This is a genomic window from Kitasatospora sp. Root107 (assembly GCF_001424875.1).
GTDB lineage: Bacteria > Actinomycetota > Actinomycetes > Streptomycetales > Streptomycetaceae > Kitasatospora.
Genome location: NZ_LMCT01000056.1, coordinates 104,320 through 118,491 on the forward strand (window position 1 = coordinate 104,320; position 14,172 = coordinate 118,491).

The window sequence follows — 14,172 nt, forward strand, 5'->3', positions numbered from 1 at the left end:
GTCCACTCCGGCCCGGTCCTACGGCGGAGAGCACGGCCGGATCCGGATGCGCCTGCGCCGTTTGTGCAGACACCCGGATCTGCGGTGCGGACCACGGCGGGCTGTGTTGGAGTGACGCCAACAACTTCACGGGGGAAGGACACTTCCGCATGTCCGAAAACATTTCACGCCGCAACCTGCTGGGCCTCGGCGCCGCCGTCGGCAGCTCAGCCCTGCTCGGCTCCACCCTGCTGGGCTCCACCGCCCGGGCGGCCGACCTCTCGGGCGCCCGGTGGCCGGACGAGTTCGCGCTGCCGGACGGCTTCCGGCCCGAGGGCATCGCCATCGACTCCCGGGGCCGGGCCTACTTCGGCTCGCTCGCCGACGGCGCCGTCCACCGGGTGGACCTGGCCACCGGCCGGGGTGCGGCGTTCAGCGCCGGGCCCGCCGCCGGCACCCCCTCGCTCGGGATGAAGGTGGACGGCCGGGGTCGTCTGTTCGTCGCCGGAGCCTTCGGTGGCGACGCCCGGGTGCTGGACACCAGGACCGGCGAGACGCTGGCCTCGTACCGGCTGGCCGCCGGGGACGACACCTTCGTCAACGACGTGGTGCTCACCCCGGAGGCGGCCTGGTTCACCGACTCCTCCCAGGCGGTGCTGTACGGGCTGCCGTTCGGCCCCGGCGGGCGGCTGCCGCGTCCGGACCAGGTCGTGCACCTGCCGCTCACCGGCGAGTTCGACCAGGCGGCGGGCACCTTCGGCGCCAACGGCATCGAGACCACCCCCGACGGCTGCGCCCTGCTCGTGGTCAACATGACCACCGGCAGCCTCTTCCGGGTCGACCCGCGCAGCGGGAACGCCCGGAAGGTGGACCTCGGCGGGGAGAGCCTGACCCGCGGTGACGGCCTGCTCCGGCAGGGCCGCGAACTCTTCGTGGTGCGCAACTCGTTCAACGAGATCGCGGTGCTGCGGCTGGACCAGGCCGGCCGCAGCGGCCGGCCGACCCGCCGGATCACCGACCCGCGGTTCCGGATCCCGACCACCGTCGCGGCCCACCGCAACCGGCTCTACCTGCCGAACGCCCGCTTCGACACCGAGCCGCTGCCCGGCACCGACTACAACGTGATCGCCGTCCCGCGCGGCTGACACCCGACCGGACCGGCCCCGTCAGCGGGGCCGGCCCACCGAGTCACCGGCCGTCCGGCGTAACCCGTGGCCCGGGGATCGGTTGTGCTGGTACGGAGTGCGGGCACAACCGATCCCCCGCGGCGAGTCGGCACGGAGGTACAACAGCAGTGAGCAGTGAACGTGGTTCCAGGAGCGCCCCGATGGCCTTCCCGTCCCAGGGCAACGGCAGCGCCGACCAACGGGCGGCCGCCCAGATGCTGGGGCTGCGCGACGTGGTGCTCCCCGCGGCGGTGGTGACGGCGGCGGTCGAGCTGCTGGCCGAACGCCTCGACGACCCCGACCCGGTGACCCGGGAGGCCACCGCGGTGGTGGTGGCCCGGCTGCGCGCGGCGGTCTCGGGCTGACGGGTCGTCCGCCCGAGACCGCCCGGGCGCGCACTGCCCATCCTCCCCGCCGTCCCCGGGCCGGCCCGCCCGCTCGGAGCGGCGGCCGGCCGAGGGGCGGCGGAGGAGACGGGCCGTCAGGCGCACCCAGCCAAACCGACGCCCGGCACGGTGGTCAACCCCTGCCTTCGAGCCAGGGGTTTGCGGGTCAACCTGTAGGGGGCTACCCCTAGTTGACCAGGTCGTGTGCCACTTGGCATGGTCGAGTCCACAAGGCGGCAACGACGAGCGGGACGCACCCCGCCATCGCGTCGTACCCGGCCCCTGACCCCAGCACGCCGTCCTCCCACACCCCGTGAAGGAGCGCTGAGCCATGCCCGGAACCGGAACCAGTCCCGCCTTCTGCGTCCTGGTCGGCCCCGACTACGCAGGCAAGTCCTCGGCGCTGTCCCGGCTGCGGAGATCCGACCGGCCCTGGCGGACGCTCTCGGTCGACGACGACCAGCTCGCCCCCGAGCACGCACTACTGGCCCGGCTGCGGCGTGACGTGGTCCGCGAGGTGGCCGGGCAGGCCGGAGCGTGGTCGCCGGACTTCCTCGTCACCATGCTGCAGACCGCCGTCGTGCACCTGCGCGACCGGCTGGACGAGGCCCCGGCCACCCCGACCCTGGTCGACTCCTACTACTACAAGCTGCTCGCCAAGGCCCGACTGGCCGGGGCCGACGGCAGTGCGCTGCTCGGCTGGTGGCGGTCCTTCCCGCAGCCCCGCCGGGTGCTCTACCTCGACGTACGCCCCGAGGTCGCCTGGCGCCGCAGCTCGGACGGCGCCGCGCTCAACTGCCTGGAGTACTACGGCGACCGGCCCAGCTGGGACAGCTTCCGCCGCTACCAGAGCGACCTCGCCAAGACGATGCACGACGAGATCTCCCACCTCCCGGTCACCGTGATCGAACAGCAGGACGATCCGGACCGGACCGCGGAGTCGATACGAAAGGTGCTCGCAGATGAACTCGGCTGAGGCCTGGCAGGACCCGGACCGCCTGCTCCGTTACCGCGAACGCGTCTTCCGGGAACGGGCCGGGCTGCGCACCGCGCTCGCCGACGCCGACGGCCACCGCCGCCGCGTGCTGGCCGACCTGCTGGAGTTCAACTCCGGTACCCGGTACGGGAAGCAGCACGGATTCGACCGGATCAGGACCCTGGACGACTTCCGCAAGGCCGTCCCGGTGCAGGACTACTCCACGCTCGGCCCGTGGATCGAACGGGCCGCCGCCGGTGAACCGAACCTCCTGACGGCCGATCAGCCCGCGGTGTACTTCACCAGCAGCGGCACCACCGGGGCACACAAGAAGATCCCGGTCACCCCGCGCTTCATGCGCACCACCTTCTTCCCGTTCTACTACGCCGCCTGGGCACCGCTGATCGAGCACTTCCCCGACGTACTGGACCGGCCGGACGCGGTGCTCAACCTCAAGCACGACCCGCTCTCCGCACCGCCCACCACCGGTGACGGCCGGCCCCATGTCGGCGCCAGCCAGGTCGACTTCGGCGCCAGGTTCGGCGAGCCGCTGTCGGCGGAGCCCGGCACCGGCGCCCCCTGGGCCACCCTGCCGGTGCACGTCGAGCCAGGGGCGCACCTGGAGCGGATGTACCTGCGGCTGCGGCTCGCGGTGGAGAGCGACGTGCGCTGCGTGATCGGGATCAACCCGGCGATGATCGCGGCTCTGCCGTACCAGCTCGACCTGTGGTGGCCGAGGATCGTCCGGGAGGTCGCCGACGGCACCCTCGGCGGTGTCCCGCACCGTGCGCCCAACCCGGGCCGGGCAGCCGAGTTGGAGCGGATCGCCGCCCGGCGCGGCACCGTCCGCCCCGCCGACGTCTGGCCGCACCTGCGGGCGCTGTTCTGCTGGACCACCGGGCTCGCCTCGCTCTATCTGCCGAGGCTGCGCGAGGAGTTCGGCGCCGGGGTGACGGCGCTGCCCGCACCGGTGGCCGCCTCCGAGGGGCCGACCGGCGTGGCCCTGGACCGGCACGGCAGCGCGGGCAGCCTGGTGGTGACCGCCGCCGTCCACGAGTTCGCCGACGCCGACCAGGACCTCGGCCCGGACACCGCGACCCTCGACCCGCAGGAGCTGGAGGTGGGCCGCGACTACCACGTGGTCTTCAGCCACGTCGGCGGCCTCTACCGCTACTCCGTCGGCGACGTGGTCCGGGTGGTCGACCGGCTGGACGGGGTGCCCCGGGTCGAGTACACCGGCCGCAGCACCCGCTCGAACGCGGCCGGCGAACGCCTGCGGGACGGCCAGGTCACCCGGGCACTGGCCGGCGCGCTCGACCGCACCGGCCTGGAGCTGCGCAACGTCGCCTGCCGGGTGCGGAGCCAGGACCCCTCCCCCGCCTACGAGTTCGCGATCGCACCGCGCACCCCGTGGAGCGCCGAGGAGACCACCCGGTTCGCCGCGCTGCTGGACCAGGGCCTGCGCGCCGAGTCCGCCGACTACCGCGCGGCCAGGTCCGGGCATCGGCTCGGCGACCCGACCGTCCTGCGGCTCGACCCGGACGCCTTCCTGCGGGACTGGCAGCACACCGTCGGCACCGGGGTCCGCCCGACCCAGGTGAAGGACCGGCTGTTCCGGCAGGACCCCGAACAGTGGAACCGACTCACCGGCCACCCGGCCGCCGAAGGGAAGCCCGCATGACCACCGCACCGGACACTTCACCGCCGGCCATCACACCGCCGGCCATCGCCGCGCTGGACGCGGTGGAGCGCACCTCGCTGCTGACCGCCGCCCTCCGGGCCACCGAGACCCAGCGCGCCGACCACCTCTACCAGGACCCGTACGCCGCCGCCCTGGCGGGCGAGACCGGCCTCGGACTGCTCGCCGAGCTCCGGGCCGCCACCTTCCCGGCCGCCGGTGCGCGGACGGCGCCGAGCACGCCCGACTACAACGCGATCCGCACCCGGTTCTTCGACGACTACCTCCAGGCGGCGGCCGCCGACCCGGAGACCACCCAGATCGTGCTGGCCCCGGCCGGGATGGACTCCCGGGCCTACCGCTTCGACTGGCCGTCCCGGGTGCGCTGGTTCGAGGTGGACCGCCCGGCCGTGCTGGCCTACAAGGAGCAGCAGCTCGGCGAGTTCACCCCGCGCGTGGACCACCGCAGGGTGGCCGTCGACCTGACCTCGCCCGACTGGGAGGAGCGGCTCGGGGCGGCCGGCTACGACCCGTCCGTCCCGTCCACCTGGCTGCTCGAAGGGCTGCTCTACTACATCCCCGAGGCCGACACCCACCGCATCCTCGAGCGGGTGGCCGCGATCTCGGCGCCCGGCAGCCGGATCGCGGCCGACCTCGTCAACACCGACGCGCTGATCCTGCCTCAGATGCGGGCTCTGCTCGATGTGTTCGCGGACTGGGGCTGCCCGTGGCTGTTCGGCAGCGACGAGCCCGAGGCGCTGTTCGACACCTACGGGTACACCGCCGAGGCGGTCCAACCCGGCGATCCCGGCGCCGACTTCGGCCGCTGGCCCGATCCGGTGCCGCCGCGCGAGGAGCGCGGCGTGCGGCGGGTCTTCTTCGTCCACGGGAGGCGGAACTGACATGCCGGCCGTCGTGATCGCCGATGCCGGTGTCGCGGGTCCGGCCGGTGCGCAGGCCCTGCACGACGCCGGCCACCGGGTCCGCCCGGCCGGCGGCCGCCGGGTGCTGCTGGCGCCGATCACCATCACACCGTCCAAGCCGCTGACGCCCAGTCACCTCAAGGGGCTGCTCTGGACGGACGTGATGTACCGCGCCACCCGACCGCTCGCCGAGGTCCGCTACCGCTACAGCCACACCACCTACCATCCCACCGAACAGACCCTGGGCTTCTGGGAGTTCCTCGACCGCACCCAGGGTGACGCCGCCTACCAGGACCTCACCGAGCAGGAGATCGGCGACCACTACGTGGCGTTCCGCGCCGCCGGCGAGCGCGCCGCCGCCCGGTCCCTCCGGCCCTACGCCGACGCGGTCGAGCAGGGCTGGGTGCACCCGGCCAGCGCCCGGATCCTCGAGCTGTGGTCCGAGCAGTACCGGGCACTCGGCCTGCACGACCCCGGCCTGCGGGCCCACCAGCCGCCCGGCCTCGGCCTGGACGAGATGCTGGACGGGCTGGCGGCGCGGGGCCTGTGCCTGGATCACCGCCGGATCGGCGGCCCGGTCCACCTCGACCTGACCCGGCACGGGCTCCCGCTGCGGCAGATCGTCACGGCGGACGGGCGGCCCAACTACCTGGCCTGCGCACTGCGCGAACTCGTACCGCTGGCCGGTGACTTCGACGAGATCGTGCTCCTCTACGACCCGGAGCTCGACCCCGACTACCAACTCCTCGAGCGGATCCTGGCCGACCTCGGTCCGACCGTCCGGCGCGTCCCGGTCGGCCGGGTCCCGATCGACGGCTCGATCCGCTCCGCCCGGCACGGCGGCTGGGGCCACCACCACGCCGGGCCGCTGCTCACCGCCGCGCTGGCCGAGTACGACGGACCCGCCGTCCGGCTCGGGATGCGGCTCTACTTCATCGCCGTGCTCGGCCCCGGGCAGGAACAGTCCTTCCGGCCCGAGCTGCTCCGCCAGTGCCTGGGCCGGGCGCAGCGTCTGCTGGCCACCGGGGAGTCCGGCCAGCTCGGTACTCCTGCCCTCGCCGGGCTGCTCGGCCGGCATCGGCGCGACCACACGTACGTCGACCCGTACCGGCTCACCACATCGCTCCTCGGCAAGCGTGCCCCCGCGCCCAGCCCGGAACTGCTCACGGAGGTGTTCGTATGAGCCCGCTCCAGGAGGACCTGGTCGACCGGGCGGGCCGCCGGGTCCGGCACGCCCGGCCCGACCTCGCCGAACGCTTCGACCTCAGCACCCTCGCCGGTCTGCTGGACGCACAGCAGAGCGTGGCCGCCGCCGCCTCGGCCGAGGAGACCCTGGTGGTGGCGGTGATCCACCACCTCGAACTGGCCGAATGGGCCGGCGCCACCTGCGCGTTCGCCTTCGGCCTCGACCCCGTCGCGGGCGCGCGGTGGCGCCGCTCGTTCACCCGGACCGTGTTCCTCGCGGGCAACCCGGCGAACCTCAGGGAGCGCTTCCGGTTCGCCCACGTGGCCGGCGACTCCACCGCCGCCTGGACAACCCCCGGCCCCGGGCCGAACGCCAGCACGCTGCGACGGCTGCTCAAGCTCTTCGACGCCCCGGCCGGACCGCCGGCCCGGCCGGACACCCTGGTCCGGCTGCCGGGCCGACCCACCACCGGGCACCGCGACCTCTATCTGGCCACCGAGGGGTGCAGCCTCGCCGACGCCCTGGTGCACCTCAACCACGTGTTGGTCGAAGCCGTCCTGGACGGACTGATCGCCCCGGGCGACAGCCTGACGCTGCGCCAGGTGCCGCGCCTGATCGGCATCGCCACCCCCTTCGCCGCTCTCCGGGTGGTCACCGATCCGCACCGCCCCGACCGGCTCAAGGCCGCCGCCGGCCTCACCGAGGAGACTCCCGTTGGCTGAGAGGTCTCAGCGCGTCCGGGGCGCCTGCGGGCCGCGGAACGGCAGCGTCCGGCTGAGCACGAGGTTGGTGGTCGTACTGCCGAACTGGGCCAGGGCATCCACGAGTTCCTCCAGGTGGGCCATCGAGGTCGCTGCCACCTTCAGGACGTAACAGTCGTCGCCGGTGGTGCGCAGGCACTCCAGGATCTCCGGGCGCTCGCCGATCAGGCGGCGGAGCGGCTCGTGCCGGGTCCCGGGGTACTTCAGCCGGATCACCGCGAGCACGGCGTGCCCGGTCCGCTCCAGGTCCACCTCGGCCCGGTAGCCCGTGATCACCTGGGCCGCCTCCAGCCGGCGTACCCGTTCCGTGGTCGCCGACGGGCTCAGGTTCACCCGCCGGGCCAGCTCCGTGAAGGCGATCCGGCCGTCCTGCTGAACCTCCGTCAGGATCGCCCAGTCCGTCGCGTCAAGACTCTCGGTCATCCGCCCAGATTACCGGTGATTCCCCGGGCGAACCGCCTCTGAACAGGCAGGAATCCCTTCTGGCGGCCGATACCTGCTGACTAGGCTCGACCCCGTGAAGATCGGAGTGAACGTCCTCAATTTCGGCCCGGGCACCGACCCGGGAGTCCTGCGCGACTGGGCCCGGACGGTGGAGGGTCTGGGCTTCGACCTGTTGATGGTCTCGGACCACGTCGCCATCACGCCCGATGTCGCCGAACGCTACCCGGCGCCTTTCTACGAGCCGTTCACCACCCTCGCCTGGCTGGCCGGGCTCACCACCCGGGTCCGGCTCGGCACCACCGTGCTGATCGCGCCGTACCGGCATCCGCTACTCACCGCCCGGATGGCCGCCAACCTCGACGAGTTGAGCGACGGCCGGCTGGTCCTCGGCGTGGGGGTGGGCTGGGCGCGGCAGGAGTTCGCCGCGCTCGGGATCCCGTTCGAACGGCGTGGCCGGCTGACGGACGATCACCTGCGGGACATCCGGGCGGCCTGGGCGGACACCACCGCGTACGGCGACCGGAAGATCCCGGTCTGGGTCGGCGGCAACAGCGACGCCGGGCTGCGCCGGGCCGTTCGGCTCGGGGATGCATGGCATCCGCTCCGCTGCACCATGCCGTGGCTGCGCCAGGCGGCGGTCAGACTCCACGCTTCGGCGGCGGAGCAGCACCTGCCGGTGCCCGCCCTGGCTCCCCGGATCGCGCTCAGGCTGACCCCGGCACCCGTCACCGGGCCGCAGCGGCTGGCCGGCGAGGGCACCATCGACCAGATCATCGACGACCTCGACCAACTGCGGCTGCTGGGCGCCGAATCCGTCGTCCTCGACCCGTACCACGGCGACCCGAGCGAGACCTGTCACCCGCAGGCGGCCTGGCAGGCTCTCGCCACGGTGGCCGCACACCTCTAGAACGGAGCAGTCATGACGACCCCCGACGACCACATCCTTCTCCGGCGGGCCATCGCCCTCGCGGCCAAGGCACGCGAGGGCGGCGACCCGCCGTTCGGGTCACTGCTGGCGGCACCGGACGGGACGGTGCTGGCAGAAGCGCACAACACCACCCGCACCGACCGGGACATCACCGCGCACCCCGAACTGAAGCTGGCCCGGTGGGCCGCGAGCGAGCTGGACCCGGCGACTGCGGCGGGGACCACGCTGTACACCAGCTGCCAGCCGTGCGGGATGTGCGAGGCCGTCATCCAGCAGGCGGGCCTACGGCGGGTGGTCTTCGCCCTGTCGAACGAACAGCTCCTGGACATCAGGCCGGGCAGCGGCCGGCCGCCGGTGCCGCAGCACGGCCCCGCCCTGCTCGACGAGGTACGGGCCGTGGTCGAGGGCTACTACCGCTGACCCGAGGGTCTACGGGGCGATCGGCAGCTGACGCTTGTGCTCGGTGAGCCGGTACCGGCGGACGATGACGGCGCCGGCCGCCTCCGCGACCGGCTTGCCCTCCAGGAAGTCGTCGATGTCGTCGTAGGTGACGCCGAGCGCCTCCTCGTCGGGACGGCCCGGGTTCAGCGTCTCCAGGTCGGCGGTCGGGGTCTTCCAGACCAGCTCGGCCGGTGCGCCGAGCTGGTCCGCCAGCGCCCGCACCCGCCGCTTGGTGAGACCGGTGAGCGGCACCACGTCGGCCGCGCCGTCGCCGAACTTGGTGAAGAAGCCGGAGACCGCCTCGGCGGCGTGGTCGGTGCCCACCACCAGGCCGTCGTGCGCGCCCGCCACCGCGTACTGCGCCACCATCCGCTGACGGGCCTTGATGTTGCCGTGCACGAAGTCCTGGTGGTGCGCGTCACGGAAGACCGTGCCACCGGCCAGCGCCGCCTCCAGCGCGGCGTCCCCGGCCGACTTCACGTCGACGGTCAGGACCCGGTCGGGCCGGATGAACTCCAGCGCCAGCTGCGCATCCTTCTCGTCCGCCTGGGCGCCGTACGGCAGCCGCATCGCGAAGAACGTCGCCTCCTGTCCGGCGGCCCTGACTCGCTCGACCGCCAGCTGGCACAGCCGGCCCGCCGTCGTGGAGTCGACACCGCCACTGATGCCCAGCACCAGCGACCGCAGGCCCGTGGAGGTCAACTGCCCGGCGAGGAAGGCCACCCGGCGCTCGATCTCCTGCTGCGGGTCGAAGGACGCGCTCACCTGGAGATCCCGGGCGATCTCCTGCTGCAGGGAAGTGGACGCCAGGTCGGTCACGGTTGCTCCTCGTTCGGGCCCGCACGGGCGGGGTCGGCACGCACCGCCGAGCCGGGGCCCCGGGCGCGTACAGGGACGAAAGCACTCTAGAGGAAGCCCCCGACGTGCCCGGCGCCGCCGCCTCGCCTACGCAGCGCTCGGGCCCGAGGCGCCCCGGGTAGGCCACGGTGCGCGGAAAGCCGGTTGTCCGGGACGGGTGGTGGCCGTACGGTCGACGGCATGCCGATCGACACCACGTCCTCCGCCCCTGCCTCCGCCACCCCGCTGCGCGAGCGGCTGCGGGCTGCGCTCCCGGCGGCGATGAAGGCCCGCGACAAGGTGGCGACCAGCGCACTGCGGTCGGCCCTCGCCGCGATCGAGAACGCCGAGGCGGTCGACGTCCCGGCCGGGGCGGTCGGCTCGGAGTTGGCGATCGAGCGGATTCCGGTCGGCCTGGGTGCGGCCGAGGCCGAGCGCCGGGTGCTGACGGAGGCTCGGATCGAGCAGATCGTCCGGGCCGAGATCACCGACCGGGAGTCGGCCGCCGCAGGGTACGACCGCACCGGCCCCGCCGAGCGGGCCTCGCTGCTGCGCGCTGAGATCGCCGTGCTGTCGCGCCAGGTCGGATAGCACCGGAACTTCTCGGGTTTGACGATCACTCACTTTTTCCACCACCCTTTCACTATTCCAATAGTGAAAGGGTACTACTCGCATGCGCCCACCCCCGCTCCCCTGGAGCCTCGCGACGGCCTTCGCCTCCGCCTACACCTGCGTCGCCGTCAACCGCCACCGCCGTGGCCTCACCCAGGCCTACGACCTGGGCATCTTCGAGCAGGCGGTGCGCGCGTACGCCCACGGCAGCGCGCCCGTCGTACCGCTCAAGGGGCCCGGCTTCCATCTGCTCGGCGATCACTTCCACCCGCTGCTCGCGGTGCTCGCCCCGGCGTACCGGGCGTTCCCGTCCCCCGTCACGCTGCTCGTCGCGCAGGCGCTGCTGCTGGCCCTCGCCGTCGTCCCGCTGACCCGCTGGGCGCACGAGGTGGGCGGTCGACGAACTGCGCTGGTGGTCGGCTGCGGGGTCGGGGCATCCTGGGGGATCGTCAACGCGGCCGCCGACGACTTCCACGAAATAGCCTTCGCCGTACCGCTGTTGGCCTTCGCGGCCACCGCCCTCGGCCGGGGCCGCCGAACCGCCGCACTGCTCTGGTCACTGCCGCTGCTGCTGGTCAAGGAGGACCTCGGGCTGACCGTGGCCGCCATCGGCGCGCTGGCCGCCGTCCAGGCCCGCCGGGCAGGCGGCAGTGCCCGGCCGGGCGTCGCGCTCGCCGTCGGCGGGGTGGCCGCGACGCTGCTGACCGTGCTGGTGCTGCTGCCGGCCTTCAACCCGCAGGGCAGCTTCGACTACTGGCACCAGCTCTCGGACGCCGGCCGGGCGCGGCCGCTCTGGTCGGCCGTCCTCCATCTGGGCTGGCCTCCGGTCAAGTGGCTGCTGCTGTTCCTGCTCGCGGCCACCGCCGGATTCCTCGGCCTGCGCTCACCACTGGCCCTGCTCTGCCTGCCCACCCTCGGCTGGCGGCTGGTCTCCACCAACTCCCACTACTGGGGCGTCAGTTACCACTACAGCGCGGTGCTGATGCCGCTGCTGTTCGCGGCCCTGGTGGACGCCCTGCGGCGGGCCGGACCACAGCGCGCCCGGCGCGCCCTCGCGGTGAGCGCGCTGGTCACGGCCGTCACCCTGCCGCTCTACCCGCTGCACGAGGTGGTGATGCCCGAGGCCTGGCGGACCTCACCCCGGCTGGCCGCGACCCGTTCGATGCTGGACCGGATACCGGACGGCGCCCAGGTGGCCGCCTCCAACCGGCTGGCGGCGCAGCTGACGGCCCGTACGACGGTGACCCTGGCCTGCCGGGACGACGCACCGGCGCCGGACTGGGTGGCGGTGGATCTCACCGACCCGAGCGTCCGGGCCCCGTGCGCGATCGCCGACACCACCCGGATGCTCGCGACGTACGAACAGCGCGGCTACCACCGGCTGGTGGACCGGGACGGACTGGTCCTGCTGCACCGCGTCTGACACCCCGACACACCCCACCCCTGACTTGACCGCGACGGCGCAGTCCGCCACTATTCCACTACTTCACTAGTGAAAGGTTGATTAGCGCTTGATCGAGTACCGCATCGAGCGGCGCAGCGGCGTCTCCACCTACCAGCAGATCGTGCAGCAGACCAAACAGGCCCTGCGGCTGGGCCTGTTGCAGCCCGGGGACAAGCTGCCGACCGCCCGCGAGGTGGTCGAGCTGACCGCGATCAATCCGAACACCGTGCTCAAGGCCTACCGCGAGCTGGAACGCGAGGGGTTGGTGGAGCCCCGGCCGGGGCTGGGCACCTTCGTCCGGCGTTCGCTCGCCAGGCCGGAGGCGGCCGCCGACCAGCCGCTACGCGCGGGGCTGGTCGGCTGGGTGGACGAGGCCAGGGCCGCCGGCCTGGAACGCGAGGACATCGCCGCACTGATGGCCTCCGTGCTGGAGCAGCGCTTCGACACCGGGGTGACCCCGGCAGCAGCACCGAACGAGGACAAGGGGAGGAACGGGTGAACCACCCGACGGACAGTCAACCGGCCCACAGCGGGCCGGCTCTGGAGGCGGTGGGCCTGGGCCTGCAGTACCAGGGCGGTTGGGCGCTGCGGAACTGCGAGTTCCAGGTTCCGCTCGGGCGGGTGTGCGGGGTGATGGGGCCCAACGGGTCGGGCAAGAGCACCCTGCTCGCGCTCGGCGCCCGCCTGCTCGCCCCGACCGAGGGCGAGCTGCGGGTGCTCGGCGAGGCCGGGGACACGCCGGAGCTCCGCTCCCGGGTCGGCTTCGTGGCCCAGGACAAGCCGCTCTACCCGACCTTCACGGTCGCCGAGACGCTACGGCTGGGCCGCGAACTGAACCCTCACTGGGACCAGGAGTTCGCCCAACGGATCGTCGATCAGGGCGAGTTGAGCGGTAAGACCCGGATCGGTTCGCTCTCCGGCGGGCAGCGCACCCGGGTCGCCCTGGCGCTGGCACTGGGCAAGCGGCCCGAACTCCTGCTGCTGGACGAGCCGATGGCCGATCTCGACCCACTCGCCCGGCACCAGCTGATGGGCACCCTGATGGCGGAGGCGGCCGAGCACGGCACCACCATCGTGCTCTCCTCCCACATCCTGGCCGAGCTGGAAGGGGTGATCGACCACCTGCTGCTGGTCCGGTCCGGCCGGATCGTGCTGGCAGGCGATCCGGACGAGATCCTGGACACCCACCTGCTGCTCACCGGCGGCGGCGACCTGTCCCAACTCGCCGACCACACCGTGCTGGAGAGCCGCTCGACCGGCCGCCGGACCACCGCCCTGGTCCGCACCGGCACCCCCGTCACAGAAGGCTGGGAGAGCGACCGGCCGAGCCTGGAGAACCTCCTGCTCGGCTACCTGCGCTCCCCAGCTCTCGACACCACCACGCCCAGCACGCACAGCAAGGCCGCCGCATGAGTACAACTGTCCTCAACGGAACCGTCCCCCGCCCCGCCGTACGCCCGAGCAGCCTGCTCTGGCTGGCCTGGCGGCAGAGCCGGACGGCGCTCCTGGTCCTGGCGGCCGTCCTGCTGCTGAGCACCGCCGCACTGCTGGCCGTGCACTTTGTGGCCTCCGGCCCGACGGCCGCCATGCGTGCGGCGGGCTGCTACGCCTCTACGGCCTGGGACCGGCAGAGCTGCTCCGGGCTGGCCGAGCGGCTACACCTGTCCGCTGACCTGTACCTCGACGTCCTCCAGCCGTTCCTCACCTTCCTGCCGTTGGCGATCGGGATGCTGCTCGGCGCCCCGCTGCTGGCCCAGGAGTTCGAGCGCGGCACGCACCGGCTGGTCCTGGCGCAGTCGGTCACCCCCGGACGCTGGCTCGCCGCTCGGACCGGCCTGCCGATGGCGGCCGTCGCACTGATCACCGGAGTGCTGGCCGTCCTGTCCAGCTGGGTGTGGCGGACGGACGTCCTCCACTCGCCGCTGCTGTTCGACCCACCGTTCCAGGGCTTCACCTACCCGGCCCTGGGCCTGATGCCGGTCAGCTGGTCCCTGTTCAGCTTCGCGCTGGGTCTGGCGATCGGGCTCTGGCGCCGCCGGACCGTCTCCGCCATCCTGCTCACCGGCCTGCTCGGCCTGGTCAGCATGGGTGTGATGCGGCTGCTCCGGCCGGCCCTGTACCCGGTGCTGAGCGGCTTTCAGCCGACCGACCGGGTCATCAACCAGTTCATGCAGCCCACCAACGCCTGGCTGGTGGAGTACGGCGGGGTGCTCCCGGACGGCAGCCGGACGAGCGGCTTCTGCCGCACCGCCGCGGAATGCGACAGCGTGGTCGGCTGGTGGGGCGACTACCATCCCGCCTCGCACCTGGTGCCGATCCAGCTGATCGAATCCGCCATCCTGCTGCTGCTCACCGCCGCACTGCTCACCTGGACCTTCCGTCGGATCGGCCGCCCCGGCAACTGATCGAGG

General features: G+C 73.0%; 16 protein-coding genes. 14 read left to right on the top strand and 2 right to left on the bottom strand.

The features are described 5' to 3' along the window. Positions 1-149: 149 nt before the first annotated feature. The 7 genes from ASC99_RS30735 (at position 150) to ASC99_RS30765 (ending at position 7,016) form a co-directional block, all read left to right on the top strand. Entirely contained in the window at positions 150-1,124 is a 975-nt protein-coding gene (locus ASC99_RS30735; protein ID WP_057238234.1) for an SMP-30/gluconolactonase/LRE family protein, read from the top strand. Positions 1,125-1,306: 182 nt separating this feature from the next. Then, positions 1,307-1,510, top strand: a complete 204-nt coding sequence (locus tag ASC99_RS30740; RefSeq protein ID WP_057238235.1) for a hypothetical protein — start codon at positions 1,307-1,309, stop codon at positions 1,508-1,510. Between the two features lie 352 nt (positions 1,511-1,862). Beyond that, positions 1,863-2,507 carry a hypothetical protein gene (locus ASC99_RS30745; protein ID WP_057238237.1) on the top strand — a complete coding sequence of 215 codons (645 nt, stop codon included), beginning with the start codon at positions 1,863-1,865 and terminating at the stop codon, positions 2,505-2,507. Next, entirely contained in the window at positions 2,494-4,188 is a 1,695-nt protein-coding gene (locus tag ASC99_RS30750; protein WP_057238239.1) for a GH3 auxin-responsive promoter family protein, read from the top strand. The genes ASC99_RS30745 and ASC99_RS30750 overlap by 14 nt, the downstream gene beginning before the upstream one ends. Next, positions 4,185-5,087 (top strand): SAM-dependent methyltransferase, encoded by a 903-nt coding sequence (locus ASC99_RS30755; RefSeq protein ID WP_057238241.1) that lies wholly within the window; start codon positions 4,185-4,187, stop codon positions 5,085-5,087. Before ASC99_RS30750 ends, ASC99_RS30755 begins: the two co-directional genes overlap by 4 nt. A gap of 1 nt (position 5,088) precedes the next feature. Further along, a complete protein-coding gene (locus tag ASC99_RS30760; protein ID WP_235502637.1) occupies positions 5,089-6,291 on the top strand; it encodes a hypothetical protein in 1,203 nt (400 codons plus the stop codon). Then, positions 6,288-7,016, top strand: coding sequence for a DUF6182 family protein (locus ASC99_RS30765; RefSeq protein ID WP_057238243.1), 729 nt, complete (start codon positions 6,288-6,290; stop codon positions 7,014-7,016). Before ASC99_RS30760 ends, ASC99_RS30765 begins: the two co-directional genes overlap by 4 nt. Positions 7,017-7,022: 6 nt before the next feature. On the opposite strand, the gene ASC99_RS30770 is transcribed toward ASC99_RS30765, so the two are convergent. After that, positions 7,023-7,478 (bottom strand): Lrp/AsnC family transcriptional regulator, encoded by a 456-nt coding sequence (locus ASC99_RS30770; protein ID WP_057238244.1) that lies wholly within the window; start codon positions 7,476-7,478, stop codon positions 7,023-7,025. A 94-nt stretch (positions 7,479-7,572) separates the two neighbouring features. On the opposite strand from ASC99_RS30770, the gene ASC99_RS30775 reads away from it, so the two are divergent. Next, the gene (locus ASC99_RS30775) at positions 7,573-8,406 is read left to right on the top strand and encodes an LLM class flavin-dependent oxidoreductase (RefSeq protein ID WP_057238247.1); all 834 of its coding nucleotides are present in this window, start codon (positions 7,573-7,575) and stop codon (positions 8,404-8,406) included. 12 nt (positions 8,407-8,418) lie between these two features. Beyond that, on the top strand, positions 8,419-8,847 hold the full coding sequence (locus ASC99_RS30780) for a nucleoside deaminase (RefSeq protein WP_057238249.1): 429 nt from the start codon (positions 8,419-8,421) through the stop codon (positions 8,845-8,847). Between the two features lie 9 nt (positions 8,848-8,856). On the opposite strand, the gene nadE is transcribed toward ASC99_RS30780, so the two are convergent. Then, positions 8,857-9,687 carry an ammonia-dependent NAD(+) synthetase gene (nadE, locus tag ASC99_RS30785; protein ID WP_057238251.1) on the bottom strand — a complete coding sequence of 277 codons (831 nt, stop codon included), beginning with the start codon at positions 9,685-9,687 and terminating at the stop codon, positions 8,857-8,859. A 219-nt stretch (positions 9,688-9,906) separates the two neighbouring features. Here nadE and ASC99_RS30790 point away from each other — a divergent pair, with 219 nt between their 5' ends. The 5 genes from ASC99_RS30790 (at position 9,907) to ASC99_RS30810 (ending at position 14,166) form a co-directional block, all read left to right on the top strand. Further along, positions 9,907-10,296: a GatB/YqeY domain-containing protein gene (locus ASC99_RS30790; protein ID WP_057238350.1), complete on the top strand. Its 390-nt coding sequence runs from the start codon at positions 9,907-9,909 to the stop codon at positions 10,294-10,296. A gap of 82 nt (positions 10,297-10,378) precedes the next feature. Beyond that, a complete protein-coding gene (locus ASC99_RS30795; RefSeq protein WP_063857243.1) occupies positions 10,379-11,740 on the top strand; it encodes a DUF2079 domain-containing protein in 1,362 nt (453 codons plus the stop codon). A gap of 88 nt (positions 11,741-11,828) precedes the next feature. Further along, positions 11,829-12,260 (top strand): GntR family transcriptional regulator, encoded by a 432-nt coding sequence (locus tag ASC99_RS30800; RefSeq protein ID WP_057238253.1) that lies wholly within the window; start codon positions 11,829-11,831, stop codon positions 12,258-12,260. Beyond that, positions 12,257-13,174, top strand: a complete 918-nt coding sequence (locus ASC99_RS30805) for an ABC transporter ATP-binding protein (RefSeq protein WP_057238255.1) — start codon at positions 12,257-12,259, stop codon at positions 13,172-13,174. The genes ASC99_RS30800 and ASC99_RS30805 overlap by 4 nt, the downstream gene beginning before the upstream one ends. Then, entirely contained in the window at positions 13,171-14,166 is a 996-nt protein-coding gene (locus ASC99_RS30810) for an ABC transporter permease (protein WP_057238257.1), read from the top strand. Before ASC99_RS30805 ends, ASC99_RS30810 begins: the two co-directional genes overlap by 4 nt. The last annotated feature ends 6 nt before the right edge of the window (positions 14,167-14,172 follow it).

Excerpts from the sequence above, each read along its gene's own strand:
- ASC99_RS30735 (WP_057238234.1), top strand. The coding sequence starts at position 150 with ATGTCCGAAAACATTTCACGCCGCAACCTGCTGGGCCTCGGCGCCGCC.
- ASC99_RS30740 (WP_057238235.1), top strand. The coding sequence starts at position 1,307 with ATGGCCTTCCCGTCCCAGGGCAACGGCAGCGCCGACCAACGGGCGGCC.
- ASC99_RS30745 (WP_057238237.1), top strand. The coding sequence starts at position 1,863 with ATGCCCGGAACCGGAACCAGTCCCGCCTTCTGCGTCCTGGTCGGCCCC.
- ASC99_RS30750 (WP_057238239.1), top strand. The coding sequence starts at position 2,494 with ATGAACTCGGCTGAGGCCTGGCAGGACCCGGACCGCCTGCTCCGTTAC.
- ASC99_RS30755 (WP_057238241.1), top strand. The coding sequence starts at position 4,185 with ATGACCACCGCACCGGACACTTCACCGCCGGCCATCACACCGCCGGCC.
- ASC99_RS30760 (WP_235502637.1), top strand. The coding sequence starts at position 5,089 with ATGCCGGCCGTCGTGATCGCCGATGCCGGTGTCGCGGGTCCGGCCGGT.
- ASC99_RS30765 (WP_057238243.1), top strand. The coding sequence starts at position 6,288 with ATGAGCCCGCTCCAGGAGGACCTGGTCGACCGGGCGGGCCGCCGGGTC.
- ASC99_RS30770 (WP_057238244.1), bottom strand. The coding sequence starts at position 7,478 with ATGACCGAGAGTCTTGACGCGACGGACTGGGCGATCCTGACGGAGGTT.
- ASC99_RS30780 (WP_057238249.1), top strand. The coding sequence starts at position 8,419 with ATGACGACCCCCGACGACCACATCCTTCTCCGGCGGGCCATCGCCCTC.
- ASC99_RS30790 (WP_057238350.1), top strand. The coding sequence starts at position 9,907 with ATGCCGATCGACACCACGTCCTCCGCCCCTGCCTCCGCCACCCCGCTG.
- ASC99_RS30795 (WP_063857243.1), top strand. The coding sequence starts at position 10,379 with ATGCGCCCACCCCCGCTCCCCTGGAGCCTCGCGACGGCCTTCGCCTCC.
- ASC99_RS30810 (WP_057238257.1), top strand. The coding sequence starts at position 13,171 with ATGAGTACAACTGTCCTCAACGGAACCGTCCCCCGCCCCGCCGTACGC.